The sequence below is a fragment of the Nonomuraea sp. NPDC054003 genome (assembly GCF_055585125.1).
The window spans coordinates 129,687-146,813 of record NZ_JBVJKR010000005.1 but is presented as its reverse complement, the minus strand read 5'-3'; the positions used below and the strand labels follow the sequence as shown (position 1 = coordinate 146,813).

15 protein-coding genes are annotated in these 17,127 nt (G+C 73.6%); 4 read left to right on the top strand and 11 right to left on the bottom strand.

Annotated features, from left to right (window positions below):
• Positions 1 to 55 precede the first annotated feature (55 nt).
• The 3 genes from ACZ6YG_RS14410 to ACZ6YG_RS14400 form a co-directional block, all read right to left on the bottom strand.
• Entirely contained in the window at positions 56 to 235 is a 180-nt protein-coding gene (locus ACZ6YG_RS14410; RefSeq protein ID WP_466018225.1) for a hypothetical protein, read from the bottom strand.
• 75 nt (positions 236 to 310) lie between these two features.
• The gene (locus tag ACZ6YG_RS14405) at positions 311 to 3,397 is read right to left on the bottom strand and encodes a DUF7824 domain-containing protein (protein WP_466018224.1); all 3,087 of its coding nucleotides are present in this window, start codon (positions 3,395 to 3,397) and stop codon (positions 311 to 313) included.
• A 201-nt stretch (positions 3,398 to 3,598) separates the two neighbouring features.
• Positions 3,599 to 4,708 (bottom strand): M24 family metallopeptidase, encoded by a 1,110-nt coding sequence (locus ACZ6YG_RS14400; RefSeq protein WP_466018223.1) that lies wholly within the window; start codon positions 4,706 to 4,708, stop codon positions 3,599 to 3,601.
• 130 nt (positions 4,709 to 4,838) lie between these two features.
• Between ACZ6YG_RS14400 and ACZ6YG_RS14395 the strand changes: the two genes are divergently transcribed.
• From ACZ6YG_RS14395 to ACZ6YG_RS14385, 3 genes are all read left to right on the top strand, one after another.
• Positions 4,839 to 6,011, top strand: coding sequence for a PP2C family protein-serine/threonine phosphatase (locus ACZ6YG_RS14395; RefSeq protein WP_397199027.1), 1,173 nt, complete (start codon positions 4,839 to 4,841; stop codon positions 6,009 to 6,011).
• Complete coding sequence (locus tag ACZ6YG_RS14390) at positions 6,011 to 6,904, top strand: 5'-3' exonuclease (protein WP_148034548.1); 894 nt, start codon at positions 6,011 to 6,013, stop codon at positions 6,902 to 6,904. Before ACZ6YG_RS14395 ends, ACZ6YG_RS14390 begins: the two co-directional genes overlap by 1 nt.
• A gap of 64 nt (positions 6,905 to 6,968) precedes the next feature.
• Entirely contained in the window at positions 6,969 to 8,393 is a 1,425-nt protein-coding gene (locus ACZ6YG_RS14385) for an RNB domain-containing ribonuclease (protein ID WP_466018222.1), read from the top strand.
• A 72-nt stretch (positions 8,394 to 8,465) separates the two neighbouring features.
• Here ACZ6YG_RS14385 and ACZ6YG_RS14380 read toward each other — a convergent pair whose 3' ends face one another.
• From ACZ6YG_RS14380 to ACZ6YG_RS14350, 7 genes are all read right to left on the bottom strand, one after another.
• Positions 8,466 to 11,201, bottom strand: a complete 2,736-nt coding sequence (locus tag ACZ6YG_RS14380; protein ID WP_466018221.1) for a DEAD/DEAH box helicase — start codon at positions 11,199 to 11,201, stop codon at positions 8,466 to 8,468.
• A gap of 75 nt (positions 11,202 to 11,276) precedes the next feature.
• Complete coding sequence (locus tag ACZ6YG_RS14375; RefSeq protein WP_219545716.1) at positions 11,277 to 12,164, bottom strand: diacylglycerol/lipid kinase family protein; 888 nt, start codon at positions 12,162 to 12,164, stop codon at positions 11,277 to 11,279.
• Between the two features lie 17 nt (positions 12,165 to 12,181).
• On the bottom strand, positions 12,182 to 13,057 hold the full coding sequence (gene tatC / locus ACZ6YG_RS14370) for a twin-arginine translocase subunit TatC (protein ID WP_261808522.1): 876 nt from the start codon (positions 13,055 to 13,057) through the stop codon (positions 12,182 to 12,184).
• A gap of 30 nt (positions 13,058 to 13,087) precedes the next feature.
• Positions 13,088 to 13,408, bottom strand: a complete 321-nt coding sequence (gene tatA, locus ACZ6YG_RS14365) for a Sec-independent protein translocase subunit TatA (RefSeq protein ID WP_148031433.1) — start codon at positions 13,406 to 13,408, stop codon at positions 13,088 to 13,090.
• A gap of 67 nt (positions 13,409 to 13,475) precedes the next feature.
• Positions 13,476 to 13,631 carry a hypothetical protein gene (locus ACZ6YG_RS14360; RefSeq protein WP_187281141.1) on the bottom strand — a complete coding sequence of 52 codons (156 nt, stop codon included), beginning with the start codon at positions 13,629 to 13,631 and terminating at the stop codon, positions 13,476 to 13,478.
• Positions 13,628 to 14,593: a helix-turn-helix transcriptional regulator gene (locus ACZ6YG_RS14355; protein WP_148031432.1), complete on the bottom strand. Its 966-nt coding sequence runs from the start codon at positions 14,591 to 14,593 to the stop codon at positions 13,628 to 13,630. The genes ACZ6YG_RS14360 and ACZ6YG_RS14355 overlap by 4 nt, the downstream gene beginning before the upstream one ends.
• The gene (locus ACZ6YG_RS14350) at positions 14,590 to 15,564 is read right to left on the bottom strand and encodes a helix-turn-helix transcriptional regulator (RefSeq protein ID WP_148031431.1); all 975 of its coding nucleotides are present in this window, start codon (positions 15,562 to 15,564) and stop codon (positions 14,590 to 14,592) included. The genes ACZ6YG_RS14355 and ACZ6YG_RS14350 overlap by 4 nt, the downstream gene beginning before the upstream one ends.
• Before the next feature lie 37 nt (positions 15,565 to 15,601).
• On the opposite strand from ACZ6YG_RS14350, the gene ACZ6YG_RS14345 reads away from it, so the two are divergent.
• On the top strand, positions 15,602 to 16,702 hold the full coding sequence (locus ACZ6YG_RS14345) for a DUF3866 family protein (protein WP_466018220.1): 1,101 nt from the start codon (positions 15,602 to 15,604) through the stop codon (positions 16,700 to 16,702).
• On the opposite strand, the gene ACZ6YG_RS14340 is transcribed toward ACZ6YG_RS14345, so the two are convergent.
• On the bottom strand, positions 16,648 to 17,127 hold the full coding sequence (locus ACZ6YG_RS14340) for a DUF3291 domain-containing protein (RefSeq protein ID WP_219545718.1): 480 nt from the start codon (positions 17,125 to 17,127) through the stop codon (positions 16,648 to 16,650). The genes ACZ6YG_RS14345 and ACZ6YG_RS14340 overlap by 55 nt on opposite strands.

Sequence of the window (17,127 nt, the reverse complement as noted above, 5' to 3'; positions counted from 1 at the left end):
CCCAGAGGTGGTTGGAGCGGATTTGATACACCTTTGAATCACGGTGTGGCAGCGGTCACACTCGCGCGGGCATCGGCTGCCGTTTGGGCGACGAGGCCGCCTGCCCGAGCTGCGCCGGCCGCTCGTCCTGGGCGTCATGGCCGTCGCCGCGCTCGTCGTCCACCCGCTGCCGTGTGGAAGCGGCCGGCCGTGAACCGCCGCCCGGCCACGGCGGCACCGCGGACAGCACCAGCACCGCCCCGGCCGGCGTGATCCCCGCCGCGTAGCCGCGGCTGCCCGCCCCGGCTTCGGCCCCACGATCGCCCGGCCGTCAGCCGCTGACGAGCTCCAGGAGACGGCGCGCTTCCTCGGCCATCCTGCTGCCTCCCCGGCGGGCGGCCACCTCGGCCAGCCGTTCGATCCCGGGCCGTCCCCGCACCGGGGCCAAGGGCGCCAGGGGGCCTGCCGTCCGCGCGTACGCCGCGGTCTCGGCGGCGACCACCAGCAGGCCCGCCAGACCGGCGCGGGGCCGCTCGCCCGGCGCGGGCAGCAGCGCGGGCAGAGCTTCGGCGAGGACGCCCCACACCCCCGTGTACGCGCCAGAGGTCGTGGCCTGCTGCAGCGCCTCGGTCAGTGCGCCCAGCCTGACCGCGTCCGCGCCGAGGAGCCGCACGACGGTCCGGCCCACGGCGGCGGCGGGCAGCTCGCCCCGGGTGGTCAGCGTGACGAGCGCGTCGACGGCGTGGCCGCGCCGCTCAGGCCGGCGGTGGCCGAGGCCGAAGGTGACGACGGCCGCCACCGCGTCGCCTGCGGGCCCGTCAGCGTGCGCGAGCGCCGCCACGATCGCCTGAACCCCGTCGCTGCGGCTGAAGCCCTGAGGGAGGAAGCGGGCCAGATGGGCGGCGACGACCTCCCGGTGCGACGGCATGATCGCGGGCCACGCCGCCATGGTGTGCGGGTACGACAGGTAGCGCGTCCCCTCGAACGGCGTCCACAGCTCGGCGATCGGCGGCGGGATCTCCCGCGGCGCCGCGATCCGGCCGTCCACCTCGACGGACGCGGAGCCGTACTGATTCGCCCTCGTCCGCACCTGGCACGTCACGTCGGGATCGGGCAGGCCGCCACGGCGCAGCCAGTGGGCCAGCGCCCGCCCGGGCGCGGACCCGAGCCGGTCGGCGCGCTCGGCGAGTGCGGGGTCGAGCCGCCGCGGCAGGCGCAGCAGGGCCTGGTGGAAGTCGGCTTCGAGCGGCTCGGCGCCGCCCGGCGACTCCATGCGCTCCAGCAGCGTCACCGGGTCGACGTGGCCGGTGGGCTCGGTGGGGGTGGCCAGCAGCACGGGCGCGCTCCCGCCCGACTCGAACAGCTCGATCACCTCGTTCAGCCGCCGGGCCAGGAACCGCTGGAGCGGGTGCGGGTAGTTCCAGTGCACGTCCTGGGCGACCAGGTCGTCGGGCACCCCGCTCTCGCCGGGCGCGGCCACCGCCAGCGCGCACCGGGCCAGCAAGCGCTGCAGGTCCTGCTGGGGCCCGGTCAGCAGGTACGGCTGCCGCTCGGCCGCCGTCCGGCGCCACGGCCGCAGGGCCTCGGCCAGGGCGTCGCGGTCGCGGTGGGCCAGCGTCACGAGCGCGGCGAGGATCCGTTCGGCCCGCTGCAGCTCCATCTGCCAGCTCATGGCGCCCAGCTCGTACGCGACCTCGCCGGGGGTCGTGATCGGAGGAGGCAGCGGCGCGAGCCCGCCGGGCACCGGCGCGGGCGGAACCGGCCCCACCTCCTCCCGCTCCGGGATCGGCCCGATGACAGCGCCCAGCCGCTCCCGCCACCGCACCGGCAGCCCGCCCGCCGCCTCCCGCACCACCTCCACCGCCTCCAACGCACCGCCCCCGGCGACGTTCTCGATGTCTCCCACCTCCCCCGCGAGGCTCTCGGCGGCCCGCCCATCCCTCACGAGGTTCTCAGCGGCCCCCGCATCCCTCATCAGGTTCTCGGTGGCTTGCGCCTTCCTGCCGAGGCCGTCTCCCGCTTCGCGCGCAAGGTTCTCGGTGGCCTGCGCCTTCCTGGCGAGGCCATCTCTTCCCGCCCCGCGTGTAAGGGTCCCGCCGTCTCCTACCTCCCCCACGAACGTCTCGAAGGGCCCCGCATCCCTCACGAGGTTCTTGGCGGCCCTCGCTTCCCTCGAAAGGATCTCGACGGCGCCCACCTCCCCCGTGAAGTTCTCGCCGTTTGCGACAACCGCCGGTTTCTGCGGGTGCTCGGTGGCCGGTGTGTGCGCGCGGCCCTTCGCGGGCTTCCGACGAGGAGCGGCGGGGGACTCCGGGGTGGAGGGGGTGAGGGCCTGGTGGGCGAGGGTGGTGGCGAGGCGGGCGGCACGGTCGCGGAGTGCGGGGGACTCCTCGGAGAACACGGTGGCGAGGGCGTGCAGGGCGGCGGGGGCCCGGGAGGGCGTGGTTCGGTCGGCGATCCAGGAGAGGGCCGCGGCGACGTTCTTCTTCTCCGGGCGGAAGGCCAGCGACCGCACGGCCTCGCCGAACAGCTCGTCGTCCAGCAGCCCGGCCGCGTCGGCCCGGCGCAGCTCCCCGGCCAGCAGCCCCGCCAGCGCCGGGGACGCCGACGGCAGCAGGCGGACGAAGTCGAGCACCGGGATCTCGGTGACGTCCACGGCCAGACAGCTCCAGAGCGTCACGAACGGCGCGACCTCCTCGGGCGCTCCCCCGGCCATGAACCGGCCGGCACAGCCGTCGACCATCGTCTCCCGCTTGACCAGCCCGTCCGCGGCCATGCCCGCCAGGCGTGCCGCCGCGGAGACGCCGTGGTTGCGGGCCTCGCTCCAGTTGAGCGCGGCGGCCACCCCGGCCGCCTCGAACAGGCGGGGCGCCACGACGTCGAGCAGCGGCGGCACGTCCTGTGTCATCCAGACCGCCATCGCCAGCCGCCACGCCCAGCCCTCGGCGAAGGCGTCGTTGCCGGGTGGCTCGACGCCGGTGGCCTCGACCAGCGCGGCGGCCGGCTCCCAGTTGGGCACCCGTTCGTCGAACCCGCGCCGCCGCACCGGCCGCAACCCTTCCACCAGGCGCACGGCGAGGTCGGCACGCCACTCGTCCGTACGGGGGGAGAGCAGGGACACGATGCGGGCGGCGTCGGTCCGCGGGTCGCGCACCTGGCGCAGGTCCTGGCGGTCGAGCCAGTCGGCGACCTGCGCCGCCCCGCTCAGGCACGCGGCCCCGGCGGCGCGCAACCTGGGGGCCCGGTCCTGCAGCCACCAGCGGCCCTCCATGCCCTCGCGCCGCACCTCGGCCACGTACGAGGGCAGGTGCGCGGCGACGGCTCGCCTGCCGAGGTCGTTGAGCGAGTGCAGGAACGTCACCAGCTCGTCGAGCGTCCCGTCCTCGATCCGGTCGACGACCTCCCGCCACGGGTTCACCTGAGCACCTCCGCCTGGTCACGCCCGCGCAGGGGGCGTCCCAGGCGCACGATGCGCCGGAACGGCGACGGGCATGGCACGGACGCTAGCGATCACCCCCGACATTCCGCCCCACGCCGCCCACCACCCGCCCGTACGCCACGACGGGCCGGTTCGCGCGCCCCGGCATCACGACGTTGACGACACCGGGGCGGCACACGATCACACGACGACGAGCTCCCGGGTGGTGACGTTGAGACGGTCGGCGCCTGATTCGGTGCAGACGACGATGTCCTCGATCCGCGCCCCGTGTGACCCCTGCAGGTAGATGCCGGGCTCGATGGAGAAGGCGAAGCCGGGCTCCAGCGGCTCGCCGTTGCCGGCGACGATGTACGGGTCCTCGTGGCCCTCGACGCCGATGCCGTGGCCGGTGCGGTGGATGAAGTGGTCGCCGTAACCGGCCTCGGCGATGATGTCGCGGGCGGCCGCGTCGATCGACTCGCACGACACCCCGGGGCGGACGGCCGCGCAGGCCGCGTCCTGGGCGCGGCGCAGCACCTCGTAGTAGGCGGCGAAGTCGGCCGGCGGCTCGCCGACGCAGTAGGTGCGGGTGGAGTCGGAGCAGTAGCCGCTGGGCATCTGGCCGCCGATGTCGACCACGACCGGCTCGCCGGCCTGGATGACCCGGTCGGACACGTCGTGGTGCGGGCTGGCCCCGTTGGGCCCGGAGGCGACGATGGTGAAGTCGACGGTGGCGTGGCCGGTGGCGAGGATGGCCTCGGCGATGTCGCGCGCCACCTCACGCTCGGTGCGGCCGGCCCGCAGGAAGCCGGGCACCTGCCGGTGCACGGCGTCGATCGCCTCGCCGGCCTCGCGCAGCGCCGCCACCTCGGCGGGCGACTTGCGCATGCGCAGCTCGCGCAGCACGCTCCCGGCGAGCACCTGCTCGGTGTCGGGCAGCACGTCGCGGAAGCGCAGCGACGCCATCGCCCACATGCGGTCGGCGAGGCCGACCTTGCCGACCGGCCCGAGCCGGTCGGCGGCGATCCGGTAGGGATCGTCCGTCTCGTCCCAGGCCACGAACTCCAGGCCGAGCCGGGAGGCGGGCGACGCCTGCGCGGCCGGCAGCTCCAGCCTCGGCACCATCATGTACGGGTCGGCCGCGGCGGGCACCACCAGGCAGGTCAGCCGCTCCAGCGGCTTGGCGTCGTAGCCGCTGACGTAGCGCAGGTCGGGGCCCGGCGTGAGCAGCAGGGCGTCGACACCGGCCTTGGCGGTGGCCTCCCGCACGGCGGCCAGGCGGGACACGGGATACAAGTCTGAGGACGTCACAGGCTTAATGTACTCGCCTAAAATCCGCGAAAAGCTCTCACCACACCCCATTCCCCAGACACACAGCGCACGTGCATCATCACGTACTGTGATGTCAAATGTCCCGTTCCCACACCGGCCGGAGGTCCCGATGAGCATGCTCGACGGCGACATCGAGCTGCTCGCCGCCCGCCTGGCGCATGCCCAGCGGCTGGGCAACATGGGCTGGGCGGAGTGGAATCTGCGCACCGGCGGCATCGTCTGGTCCGAGCAGGTGTACGCGATCTTCGGCAGGGACCCGGCGCAGGGCCCGCTGCCTCTGGCGAACCTGGCCGCCTACGTCGAGCCCGCCGACCTGGCCGCACTGGACGAGCTGCTGTGGACGGTGACGCAGGGCGTGGAGCCGGTCCAGGCCGAGTTCCGCGTCCGCCGTGCCGACGGTGACGTGCGCAATCTGCGCATGGTCCTGGAGCCGCTGATGGCGCCCGGCGGGCCGACCGGCGTGCACGGGGTGATCCAGGACATCACGGGCCGCCGCCGCGCCGAACGCATCATGTCGGAGTCGCGCCGCCAGCTGCTGGAGGCGCGGGTGCAGGCCGCCGAGGAGCGGCACGTGATGCTGGCGCTGCGCGAGGCGATCCTGCCGGAGCCGGTCGGCTGCCTGGACCTGCCGCACACCAGGATCGCGGTACGGTACGTGCCCGCGGAGAAGACGGCGAGCCTGGGCGGCGACTGGTTCGAGGCGGCGGCCCTGCCCGACGGGCGGGCGCTGCTGGCCATCGGCGACGTGTCCGGCCACGGCCTGCCGGCGATCGCGCACATGGCCCAGCTCCGCCACGCCCTGGTCGGGCTGACGATGACGGGCGAGCCGCCGAACCAGCTGCTGACCTGGCTGAACGACCTGGTGCTGCACCGTCTGGCCGACACCACCGCGACGGCGATCATCGGGCATCTCGACGCGGCCACCCGGGTGTTCACCTGGGGGCAGGCGGGCAACCTGGCGCCGGTGCTGGTGCGCGACGGCGTGGCCAGCAGGCTCGCCCCGCCGCGCGGCATCCTGCTGGGCGCCACCGGCGAGGTGCCCTACCAGCTCGCCACGACCCGGCTGCGGGGCGGCGACCTGGTGCTGATGTTCACCGACGGGCTGGTGGAGCGGCGCACCCGCGACATCGACGAGGGCCTGGACCTGGTGATGACGGCGGCGTGCAAGCTGCCGGGCCGCGACCTGGACGAAGGCCTGGACCGGCTGCTGGAGGACATCGGCGGCCCGAACCCGGAAGACGACGCGTGTCTGCTGGCGGTGGGCATACTGGGCACGTGCTGATGCTTCTGGACACTCCCTCGCTCTACTTCCGCGCCTTCTACGGCATCCCTGAGACGATCACCGCGCCCGACGGCATGCCGGTGAACGCGGTGCGTGGGCTGATCGACATGATGGCCACGCTGGTGCGCGGCCACTCCCCCACCGGGCTGGCGGCCACCATGGACGCCGACTGGCGGCCCGCCTTCCGGGTGGCGGCGCTGCCCTCGTACAAGGCCCACAGGGTCGCCCACGGCGACGTCGAGGAGGTGCCGGAGGCGCTGGTGCCGCAGATCGCGGTGATCGAGCAGGTGCTGGACGCGCTCGGCATCCCCCGGCCGCAGTCGCCGGGTTACGAGGCCGACGACGTCATCGGCACGCTCACGTACCGGGCGCCCGGCGCGGTGGACATCGTGACCGGCGACCGCGACCTGTTCCAGCTCGTCGACGACGCCCGCCCGGTGCGGGTCCTCTACACCGCGCGCGGGGTGCGCAACCTGCAGCTGGTGGACGAGGCGTGGGTGAGCGCCAAGTACGGCATCCCGGGCCGCGGCTACGCCGATTTCGCGACGCTCCGCGGCGACCCGAGCGACGGCCTGCCGGGTGTCCCGGGTGTGGGCGAGAAGACGGCGGCGGCGCTGGTCACCCGGTTCGGCTCGCTGGCGGCGATGCTGGAGGCGCTCGACGGGGGCGGCGCCGAGGGGTTCCCCGCGGGCGCGCGCAACAAGCTGGCCGCCGCGCGCGACTATCTGGAGGCCGCGCCGGTCGTGGTCAAGGTCGCGCACGACGCGCCGCTGCCCGACGCCGACCTGACGCTGCCGGTCAAGCCGCGCGACCCGGAGGCGCTGGTGGCGCTGGCCGACCGTTACGGGCTCGACGGGCCGCTCAACAGGTTGCTGGACGTGCTGAACCGCTAGGGCGCACGAGAATCCGACATATGGGTTTAATGCCGCGAGTCGCCCGGCCCGATAGGTTGACCCCGTGTCGAAGACGACCAGCATCCGGGTCCCGGCCGGGGTCCCCGCCCGCCTCGAAGACGGGTTCGGCCGGATCCGGCGCGAGCTGAAGCTGCCGGACGCCTTCCCGGCCAGAGTGGCCGAGGAGGCCTCCTGGGTGGCCCGGGTGCCCAGACCGGGCGGCGAGGACCTGACCGGGCTGCCGTTCGTCACCGTCGACCCGCCCGGCTCGATGGACCTGGACCAGGCGTTCCACCTGGAGCGGCTGCGCGGCGGCTACCGGGTCTGGTACGCGATCGCCGACGTGGGCGCGTTCGTCCGCCCCGGCGGCGTGATCGACGCCGAGGCCCGGGCCAGGGGCGCGACCGTCTACCTGCCCGGCGGCAACGTGCCGCTGCACCCGCCGGTGCTGTCGGAGGGCGCGGCCAGCCTGCTGCCGGGCGCGGAGCGTCCCGCCGTGGTCTGGCGGATCGACCTCGACGGCGACGGCCGCACGGTCGGCGTGGACGTGCTGCGGGCGCTGGTGCGCAGCCGCGAGCGGCTCGACTACGAGTACGTGCAGGCGGCGGTCGAGACCGGCACCGCCGACGGCACGATCGGCCTGCTGGCCGAGATCGGCGGGCTGCGGCTGGCGCTGGAGCGCGACCGCGGCGGGGTGACGCTGCCGACGCCGGAGCAGCAGCTGGTGCCGTCCGACGGCGGCTACCGGCTGGAGTACCGGCTGCCGCTGCCCGCCGAGGCGTGGAACGCCCAGCTGTCGCTGCTGGCGGGGACGGCGGCGGCGCAGCTGATGCTGGAGGCGGAGATCGGCGTCCTCCGGGTGCTGCCCGCGCCCCGCCCGGCCGACCTCGACCGGGTGCGCCGGGTGGCGCTGGCCCTGGAGGTGCCGTGGCCCGAGGGCGCCGCCTACGGCGCGGTGGTGCACGGCCTGGACGCCAAGCTGCCCCGGCACGCGGCGTTCCTGCACGAGGCGCGGGTGCTGCTGCGCGGCGCCGGGTACGCGGCCTTCGACGGTACGCCGCCGAAACTGGCCGAGCACGCCGCGGTGGCGGCCCCGTACGCGCATGTGACGGCGCCGCTGCGGCGGCTGGTGGACCGCTACGCGAGCGAGGTGTGCCTGGCGATCGCCGCGGGCGAGCCGGTGCCGTCGGACGTGCGCCGGGCGCTGGCCGAGCTGCCGGAGCTGATGGCGGTCTCCGGCCGGCGGGCGGGCGCGGCCGAGCGGGCCTGCGTCGACCTGGTCGAGGCCTACCTGCTGCGCGACCTGATCGGGCAGGAGTTCACCGCGATGGTGGTCGACGTGCACGAGCGCGGCGGCGGGCTGGTGCAGCTGGCCGACCCGGCCGTGATCGCGCGCTGCGACGGCGACCTGCCGCTGGGCGAGCAGGTGACCGTACGGCTCATCAGGGCCGAGCCGGCCACCCGCGAGGTCCGCTTCGCCCTCCCCTGAGCAGGTCCCCGGGCACGGTCCTGAGCACGGTCCTGAGCACGGTCGCGGGGACGCTCCGCTGCGCGCGGGCGGTCACACCAGCGACGAGTACGCCACCACGCCGCGCCGCATCCCGTCGACGGCCTTCGTCGCGGTCTGCCTGATCGCGCTGCCGGGCGGGGCCGCGCTGCTGATCTGGCCGAGCAGGTCCATCAGCTGCTTGATCCAGCGAACGAAGTCGCCGGCCGCCAGCTCGCTGCCGTTGACGCCGTCCATCAGCACCGCGTCGAGGCTGTGGCCCTTGGTCCACCGGAACGCCGCCCAGGCGAAGGCCAGGTCGGGCTCACGGATGGTGGACAGGCCGTGGTCGGCCTCGATGCCCTCCAGCTCGCCCCACAGCCGGATCATGGCCGTCAGCGCGTCCTGCGCCCGCCCGGCGGGGATCTTCGGCCTGCGGGCGTCGTCGGACTGGCGCGACTCGAACACCAGCGCCGACACGCACGCCGCCAGCTCGGCCGGGTCGAGCTCCTCCCACAGGCCGCTGCGCAGGCACTCGGCGGTCAGCAGGTCGAGCTCGGTGTAGAGGCGGCCCAGGCGGCGGCCCTCGTCGGTGACGTGCTCGCCGTGGAGGTAGCCCAGCTGCTCCAGCACCGAGCAGATGCGGTCGAAGGTGCGCGAGATGACGTGGGAGCGGCCCTCCACCCTGCGGCGCAGCCCTTGCGTCTCGCGCAGCAGCTTGTGGTAGCGCTCGGCCCAGCGGGCGTGGTCCTCGCGCTCGTCGCAGCCGTGGCAGGGATGCTGCCTGATCTGCCGGCGCAGGTCGTTGATCTCCTCGTCCTCCACCGCGTGGTCGCGCGCCCTGGGCGGCTTGCCCAGGGCGCGGTCGCCGATCTTGGCCAGCAGGGTGGAGACCAGGTCGGCGCGTTCCTTCGGCGAGCGGCCGTTGAAGTTCTTCGGGATGCGGATCTTCTCCAGCGGCTCGACCGGCACCGGGAAGTCGGCCGGGTCGAGCTTCTTGACCTGCTTGCCGATGGTCAGCACCAGCGGCGTCGGCCCCGTCGCCGCCGACCTGTTGCGCGGGTTGCGGCCGGGGTCGAGCACGATCGCCAGCCCGGCCCGCCGGCCGCCGGGCACCCGGATGACGTCGCCGGGCTCCAGCGCCTCCAGCGAGCGCACCGCCGCCGCGCGCCGGGCCGCGCCGCGCTGGCGGGACATCTCCGCCTCCCGGTCGGACAGCCGCCTGCGCAGCGTCGCGTACGCGCCGAAGTCGCCCAGGTGGCAGGTCATCGCCTCCTGGTAGCCCTCCAGCGCCTCCTCCTGCTTGCGCAGCTGCTTGGCCAGCCCGACGACCGCCCGGTCGGCCTGGAACTGCGCGAACGACTCCTCCAGCAGCGCCCTGGCCCGCTCCCGCCCGAACTGGCCGACGAGGTTGACCGCCATGTTGTAGGAGGGCTGGAAGCTGGAACGCAGCGGGTAGGTGCGGGTGCCGGCCAGGCCGGCCACCGACAGCGGGTCCATGGCGGGCTGCCACAGCACCACCGCGTGGCCCTCGACGTCGATGCCGCGCCGGCCGGCCCGCCCGGTGAGCTGGGTGTATTCGCCGGGGGTGAGGTCGGCGTGGGTCTCGCCGTTCCACTTGTCGAGCTTCTCGATGACCACGCTGCGGGCCGGCATGTTGATGCCCAGGGCCAGCGTCTCGGTCGCGAACACCGCTTTGACCAGGCCGCGGGTGAACAGCTCCTCCACGACCTCCTTGAAGGCCGGCAGCATGCCCGCGTGGTGGGCCGCCAGCCCGCGCTCCAGGCAGTCGCGCCACTCCAGGTAGCCCAGCACGGCCAGGTCCTCGTCGGGCAGGTGGGCGGTGCGCTCGTCGACCAGCTGGCGGATCTCGTGGCGCTCCCGCTCGGTCGTCAGCCGGATCCCGGCGTACAGGCACTGCTGGACGGCCGCCTGGCAGCCCGCGCGGGAGAAGATGAACGTGATCGCGGGCAGCAGCCCCTCGGCGTCGAGCTTCTCGATCACCTGCGCCCGGTCGGGCGGCCTGGACCGCGACGGCCGGTTGTAGCCGCGCCCGCGGCGGCCGGCCATCAGCCGCTCGGCGTCGCGCGTGACCCGCATCAGCGTCGGGTTGATGCGCGGCACGTCGTCATCGGGCAGGAACAGGTCGTAGATGCGGTTGCCGACCATCATGTGCTGCCACAGCGGCACCGGGCGGTGCTCGTCGACGATGACCGTGGTGTCGCCGCGCACCTCGCCGAGCCACTCGCCGAACTCCTCGGCGTTGCTGACCGTGGCCGACAGCGCGACCAGCCGGACCGACTCCGGCAGGTGGATGATGACCTCTTCCCAGACCGCGCCGCGGAACCGGTCGGCGAGGTAGTGGACCTCGTCCATGACGGCGAAGCCGAGCCCGGCCAGCGTGGCCGAGCCGGCGTAGAGCATGTTGCGCAGCACCTCGGTCGTCATGACGACGATGGGCGCCTCGCCGTTGACGCTGTTGTCTCCGGTCAGCAGGCCGACCTTGGCGGTGCCGTACCGCTTGACCAGGTCGTTGTACTTCTGGTTGGACAGCGCTTTGATCGGGGTCGTGTAGAAGCACTTGCGGCCCTGCTCCAGGGCGAGGTGGACGGCGAACTCGCCGACGACCGTCTTGCCCGATCCGGTCGGGGCCGCCACCAGCACGCCGTCGCCCGCCTCCAGCGCCCGGCAGGCGTCGATCTGGAAGTCGTCGAGCTCGAACTCGTACAGGCCCCGGAACGACCGGAGAGCGGCCTCGTCACCGGAGTACTTCTGACGGAAGGCCGCGTAGCGTTCCGCTGGCGTTGTCATACCGGCAAGCCTATCGAAACCGCCATTCCGGTCGGTCCCAAGGTGATCGTCTCCGGGCCGGCCGCCTTTACAAAGTCAGGTCAGTACGGTCAGCGCTCCCGGCCGGATCTCGCAGGTCACCGGGCCCGGCCCGATCCGCTCCCCGTCGGCGTAGGCCACCACGCCGGGCGCCTCCAGCCGCACGCTCCTGGCGCGCCGCACGGTGACGGCCCGGTGGGTCACGTGGGTGCCCCGGTAGACGCTGGGGAACACGCGCAGGAACTCGGCCTTGCCCAGCGCCTCCACCATCATCACGTCCAGCAGCCCGTCGTCGGGCAGCGCGTCGGGGCACACCCGCATCCCGGCGCCGTAGGAGGAGGTGTTGCCCACGGCCACGAGCATGGCCTCCCGCTCGTACGGCTCGCCGTCGTCGAGCGTGACCCGGAACGGGATGGGCTCGAAGGAGCGCAGCTCCTGCGCGGTGGCCAGCAGGTAGCGGGCCATGCCGGGCGGCCAGGTGAGCCGGTTGGCGCGCTCGTTCACCCGCGAGTCGAACCCGCAGCACACCACCCCGGCGAACAGCTCCTCGCCGTCACCGGTGCCGATGCGGGCGGCGTCGACCGCCCGGGGCCGCATCCGCAGGACGGTCCCGGCCGCGGCGATCGGGTCCTTGTGCGCGAGGCCGAGCGCGGCCGCGATGTCGTTGCCGGTGCCGGCGGGGATGATGCCGAGGGGCACGTCGGTGCCGGCCACGGCCTGCACGGCCAGGTGGACCAGGCCGTCGCCGCCGAAGGCGACGAGCGCGTCGGGCCGCTCGGCGACCGCGAGGCAGGCCCGGTCGAGCGCGTCGGCGGCGTCGTCGCCGACGATCACGGACAGCTCGGCGCCGCCCGCGCGCAGTCTGCGGGCGACGGGTTCGAGCAGGCGCAGCGTCCGGCCGCCGCGGGCGGCAGGGTTGACGAGCAGGGCGAGATGGGGGGCCACGCCCCGGAACTTACCCCCTACCGCGCGGAACCGGAATCCTCTTCCAGCTTGCCGTCCGGATCGGAGCCGAGGTCGAGCGGCGAGATCTCGTCGTCGGACAGGTGGTCGAACTCGCCGGCGGGACGCCGCTTCTCCCGCAGGTACATGAACAGCTCGGCGCCCAGGAACAGCACGATCATCGGCGTGGCCAGCGCCATCATGGTGATCGGGTCACCGCCAGGGGTGACGATCGCGCCGAAGACGAACATCAGGAAGATGACCAGCCGCCGGTGCTTGGCCACCGTCGCGTGCTGCAGCACCCCGATGACGTTGAGGAACACCAGCAGCAGCGGCAGCTCGAACGACACCCCGAAGATCAACAGCATGATCAGGACGTAGTCGAGGTACTGGTCGATCGCGATGGTGGCGACCGTGCCGTCGAGGCTGAAGCCGAGCAGGAACCCCAGGGCGACGTCCATGATGAGGTAGGACAGCGCCGCGCCCGCCACGAACAGCGGGATGGCCAGCGCCATGAACCCCATCGTGAAGCGCTTCTCGGTGCGGTAGAGAGCGGGGGTGACGAACGCCCAGATCTGGTAGAGCCAGACCGGCGACGCCAGCACCAGGCCCACCATCAGCGAGATCTTCAGCGTGATGAAGAACGACGAGAAGATGCCGTTGTAGGTGAGGCTGCACTCGCCGGTGAGCTGGTGTGACTGGGTCGTGGAGCAGTAGGGGTCCTTGAGCACCTCCCACACCGGCCCCGACACGATCCAGCCGGCGATCACGCCCACCGTCACGGCGGCGATCGCGATCAGCAGCCGGTTGCGCAGCTCGCGGAGGTGGTCCATGAGCGGCATCCGGCCTTCGGCGTCACGCGGTGCCTTGGGCTCCGACCGTTTCAGCAGCGCCATCGATGAGTCCTCGGGACGAGGTGGACGAGGTCAGGAACGCTTCTCGGTCTGGGCCGCGGCACGCAGCCGCGCGGCCTGCTCCTCCAGCTGGCGCGCCTGCTCCTCGGCCGACAGCTCCACCACTGGCGTGGCCTGGAGCTGCGGCGGGGGCGCCGGCTGGGACTGGGGCTGTGGTTGTGGCTGGGCCTGCACCACGGTGGGCTTCTCGTCATCGGTCAGCCCGCTGGTCTCCGCCTTGAAGATGCGCAGGGACCGGCCGACGCCACGGGCGAGATCCGGCAGCTTCTTGGCTCCGAAGAGCAGGACCAAGGCCACCAGGATCAGAATGATCTCCGGAGCTCCCAGGCTCATGTGACCCCCTTCATGATGAGAGCGAGGTGCGGTTTCCCCCCGATCGTACGCTGCCGGAGCCTCTGCCTCATCCCCTGGCGTCCTCTTTGCGATCGAATTGATGGTGAACATGGACAATTGCCCTGTTCAGCTTGGACGCGGCGGCGCCGACCCGGACGGCCGCGACCGCCAGGACGGCCAGCCCGGCCACACCGAGCCCGATCGACACCAGGATCCACGTCATGGCCGGTGAGCGTACAGCCCCAGCGCCCGCTCGGCCTCCTCGCGCACCCGCTCGGCCGTCCCGGGCGGCGAGACGACCCGGCCGGTGTCGCCGAGCCGCAGCGCCAGCTTGAGAATCCAGTCGTCGTCGCGGGCCCGCAGCGCGATCCGCAGCCGCCCTTCGCCCAGCTCGGCGACCTGCTCGCACGGGTAGTACTCGGCGACCCACCGCCCGGCGGCGGTCACCTCCAGCTCCACCAGCTCGTCGGTGGGCGACGGCCGGAACACCCCCTGGGCGACGTCGATCGGCTCGGCCTCGGCCGGCGGGTCGGCGGGCTCGTCGAGCACCTCGACGCCGAGCATCCGGTCGAGCCTGAACAGCCGCATCGCCTCGGCGCGGTAGCACCAGCACTCCAGGTAGGTGCGGCCGTCGGCGACGACGAGCCGCATCGGGTCGACCTCGCGCGGGGTGACCTCGTCGCGGCCCGGCACGTAGTAGCGCAGCGACAGCCGCCGTTTCCTGGTCAGCCCCTCGCGCACCCGGGGCAGCGCGTCGGGGGCGGCGTCCACGTCGACGGCGACCTGGCTGCTGACGGCGGCGGCGCCCTCGCCGGCGGCCCGCTCCAGCTTGGCGACGACCCGGGGCAGCGCGTCTCCCGGCAGCTCGGCCAGCTCAGGGGTGGCGGCGAGCATGCGCAGCGCCACCAGCAGCGCGCTGGCCTCGTCGATGCCGAGCCGCAGCGGCCTGGCGATGGTGTCGGCGTTGTCGATGAGGATCTCGCCGCCGTCCCAGGACACGTCGATGAGGTCGCCGGGGGTGTGGCCGGGCAGCCCGCACATCCACACCAGCTGCAGGTCGTCGATGAGCTGTTTCTCGGTCAGCCCGAACACCTCGGCCACCTCGCCGACCTGCGCGCCCGGATGGGACATCAGGTAGGGCACGAGGGCGAGCAGCCTCGGCAGCCGGTCGGCGGATCCGCTCACGCGAGCGCCCCCTTCAGTCGGCGGATGACGGCCTCGCGGGCGTCGGGCGGCCCGGCCACCTCGACGTCGGAGCCGAGGCTGGCCATCCATCCGGCCAGCCGTTCGGGGTCGGTGAAGGGCAGCTCGGCCTCGTCCCAGCCGTCGCCGCCCGGGGTGACGGCCCTGGCCAGCTGGCGCAGCCCCTCGCAGGCGCCCCGGCGGACGCGCACCACCGCGATCCGCTCCTGGGCGGGCTCGTCGGGGAAGGCCACCATGGCCCGCAGGTCGACGCCCTGCGGCACCTGGACGGCGCCGGCCTTGCCGGTGGTGGTCACCGGGCCGGTGATGCGGCTGAGCCGGAACGCGCGCGGCGCCTCGCGGCCCCGGTCGTAGCCGGCGAGGTACCACCGGCCGCGGCGGCTCACCACGCCCCATGGCTCGACGGTGCGGGTGTGCACGTTCTCGCTGCCGGCGCCGCGGTAGTCGAACCTGACCACCTTGCGGTCGCGCACCGCCTGCCACAGCGCGGGGAAGGCCGGGTCGCGGGTGTCGACGCGCAGCTCCAGCACCCCTCCCCCGATGCCGCCGCCGGGCCCGCCGCCGAGCGCGTCGTCGGTGTGGACGCCGCCCGCGCGCAGCTTCAGCAGCGCCCCCGAGGCCGCCTCGGCCAGGCTGGCCCGCTGCCACACCTGGGCGGCCAGGCCCAGCACGGCGGCCTCGTCGGGTTCGAGCGTGATCTCGGGCAGCTCGTACGACTGCCGCTCGATGCGGTAGCCGGGCTCGTCCTCCCAGGGATCGCGCACCACGTCGATGGGGATGCCGATCTCGCGCAGCTCGTTCTTGTCCCGCTCGAACATCCGCTGGAACGCCTCGTCGCTGTCGCGGTCGTAGCCGGGCACGGCGTGCCTGATCTGCTCGGCCGACAGCGGGCGCCGGGTGGCGAGCAGACAGATCACCAGATTCAGCAACCGCTCTGTCTTACGGCGCGACATCTGCTCACTCCTCCTTCAACGACGCTACCCTGCCCCCGTGATCAGATGGCGCAAGGGCGAGGTCGTACGGATCCGGCGCGAGTGGCCGGGAGCGATGGAACTGGATGTCGCCGTCCCCGGGGAGGACGGCCCGCCCGGCTCAGAGCCTGGCGCGCCGTGCCGGGCGCTGGCCTACCCGTCACTGGTGGGCCGCCCCGAACCCGGCGACGAGGTGCTGCTCAACACGACGGCACTCGCGATGGGTCTCGGTACGGGAGGTTACGCCATGGTGGTGGCCGTGCCGAACCGTTTGCCGGAAGATCCGCAGGGGCCCGGGCACCTGGTGAAGGCCCGCTACACGCCGTTGCAGGCCACGGTGCTGGGCGCGGACGAGCAGGACTCCCCGCACCACGAGGCGCTGCGCGAGGCGGACTCGGTCGACGGGATGCCGGTGGTGGTGGCCGACCTGCACTCGGCGCTGGCGCCGATCCTGTGCGGGCTGTACGCGGACGCGGGGCCGTCGGTACGGGTCGCGTACGTGATGCTCGACGGCGGGGCGCTGCCCGCGTGGTTCTCGATGTCGGCGGCGGCGCTGCGGGAGCAGGGCTGGCTGGCCGGGACGGTCACGGTGGGCCAGGCGTTCGGCGGCGACGTGGAGGCGGTCACCACCCACACGGGCCTGCTGGCGGCCCGCCACGTGCTGGGGGCGGACGTGGCGATCGTCGCGCAAGGGCCGGGCAACCTGGGCTCGGGCACCCGCTGGGGGTTCTCCGGGGTGTCGGCCGGCGAGGCGGTCAACGCCGCGTCGGTGCTGCTCGGGCGGCCGGTCGCGGCGCTGCGGGTGAGCGACGGCGACCGGCGCGAGCGCCACTACGGGATCTCCCACCACTCGCTGACCGCCTACGGCCGGGTGGCGCTGGCCCGCGCCAGGGTGCCGGTGCCGATCCTGCCGGGCGCGTTCGGCGAGCGGGTGCGCGACCAGGCCGAGCTGCTGGCCGTCCGCCACGAGCTGGTGCCGGTCGAGGTGGACGGTCTGCACGAGGCGCTGCGCGGCTCGCCGGTGCGGCTGTCGACGATGGGCCGGGGGCTGGAGGAGGACCTGCCCTACTTCCTGGCCTCGGCCGCGGCGGGCAGGCTGGCGGCCTCGCTGCTGGTGTAGGAGTCCTTGAACGTGAACGCCTCGGGGCCGGGGCCCTCGGTCCTGAGGCGTTCCAGCCGTGCCATCGCCTCGGCGAGCGTCGGGATGACGCCCTCGGGGACCCACCACATGACCATGTACGGCTCCGCCACCCGGTGGAACCACTCCCGGCGGCGGCGCAGCACCTCCAGGTGGCCGCTGCGGTAGACGTAGTTCCACAGCGAGTCGAGGTCCTCCCACACCGAGAAGTTGACCAGCAGGTGGTCGCCGTAGTCGTGCACCACGGTCGCGGTGGGGTCCGCCTCGCTCTCCTTCAGCCGCCACACGAACCCGGGGGCCTCGTCGGCGAGCGCGTTGATCGGTTCGAGCAGGGCGACGAAGTCGGCGAGTTCGGCCGAGTCGACGGGCCCGCGCAGGTGCGCGATGTTGAGCTCCGCAAGATGCAT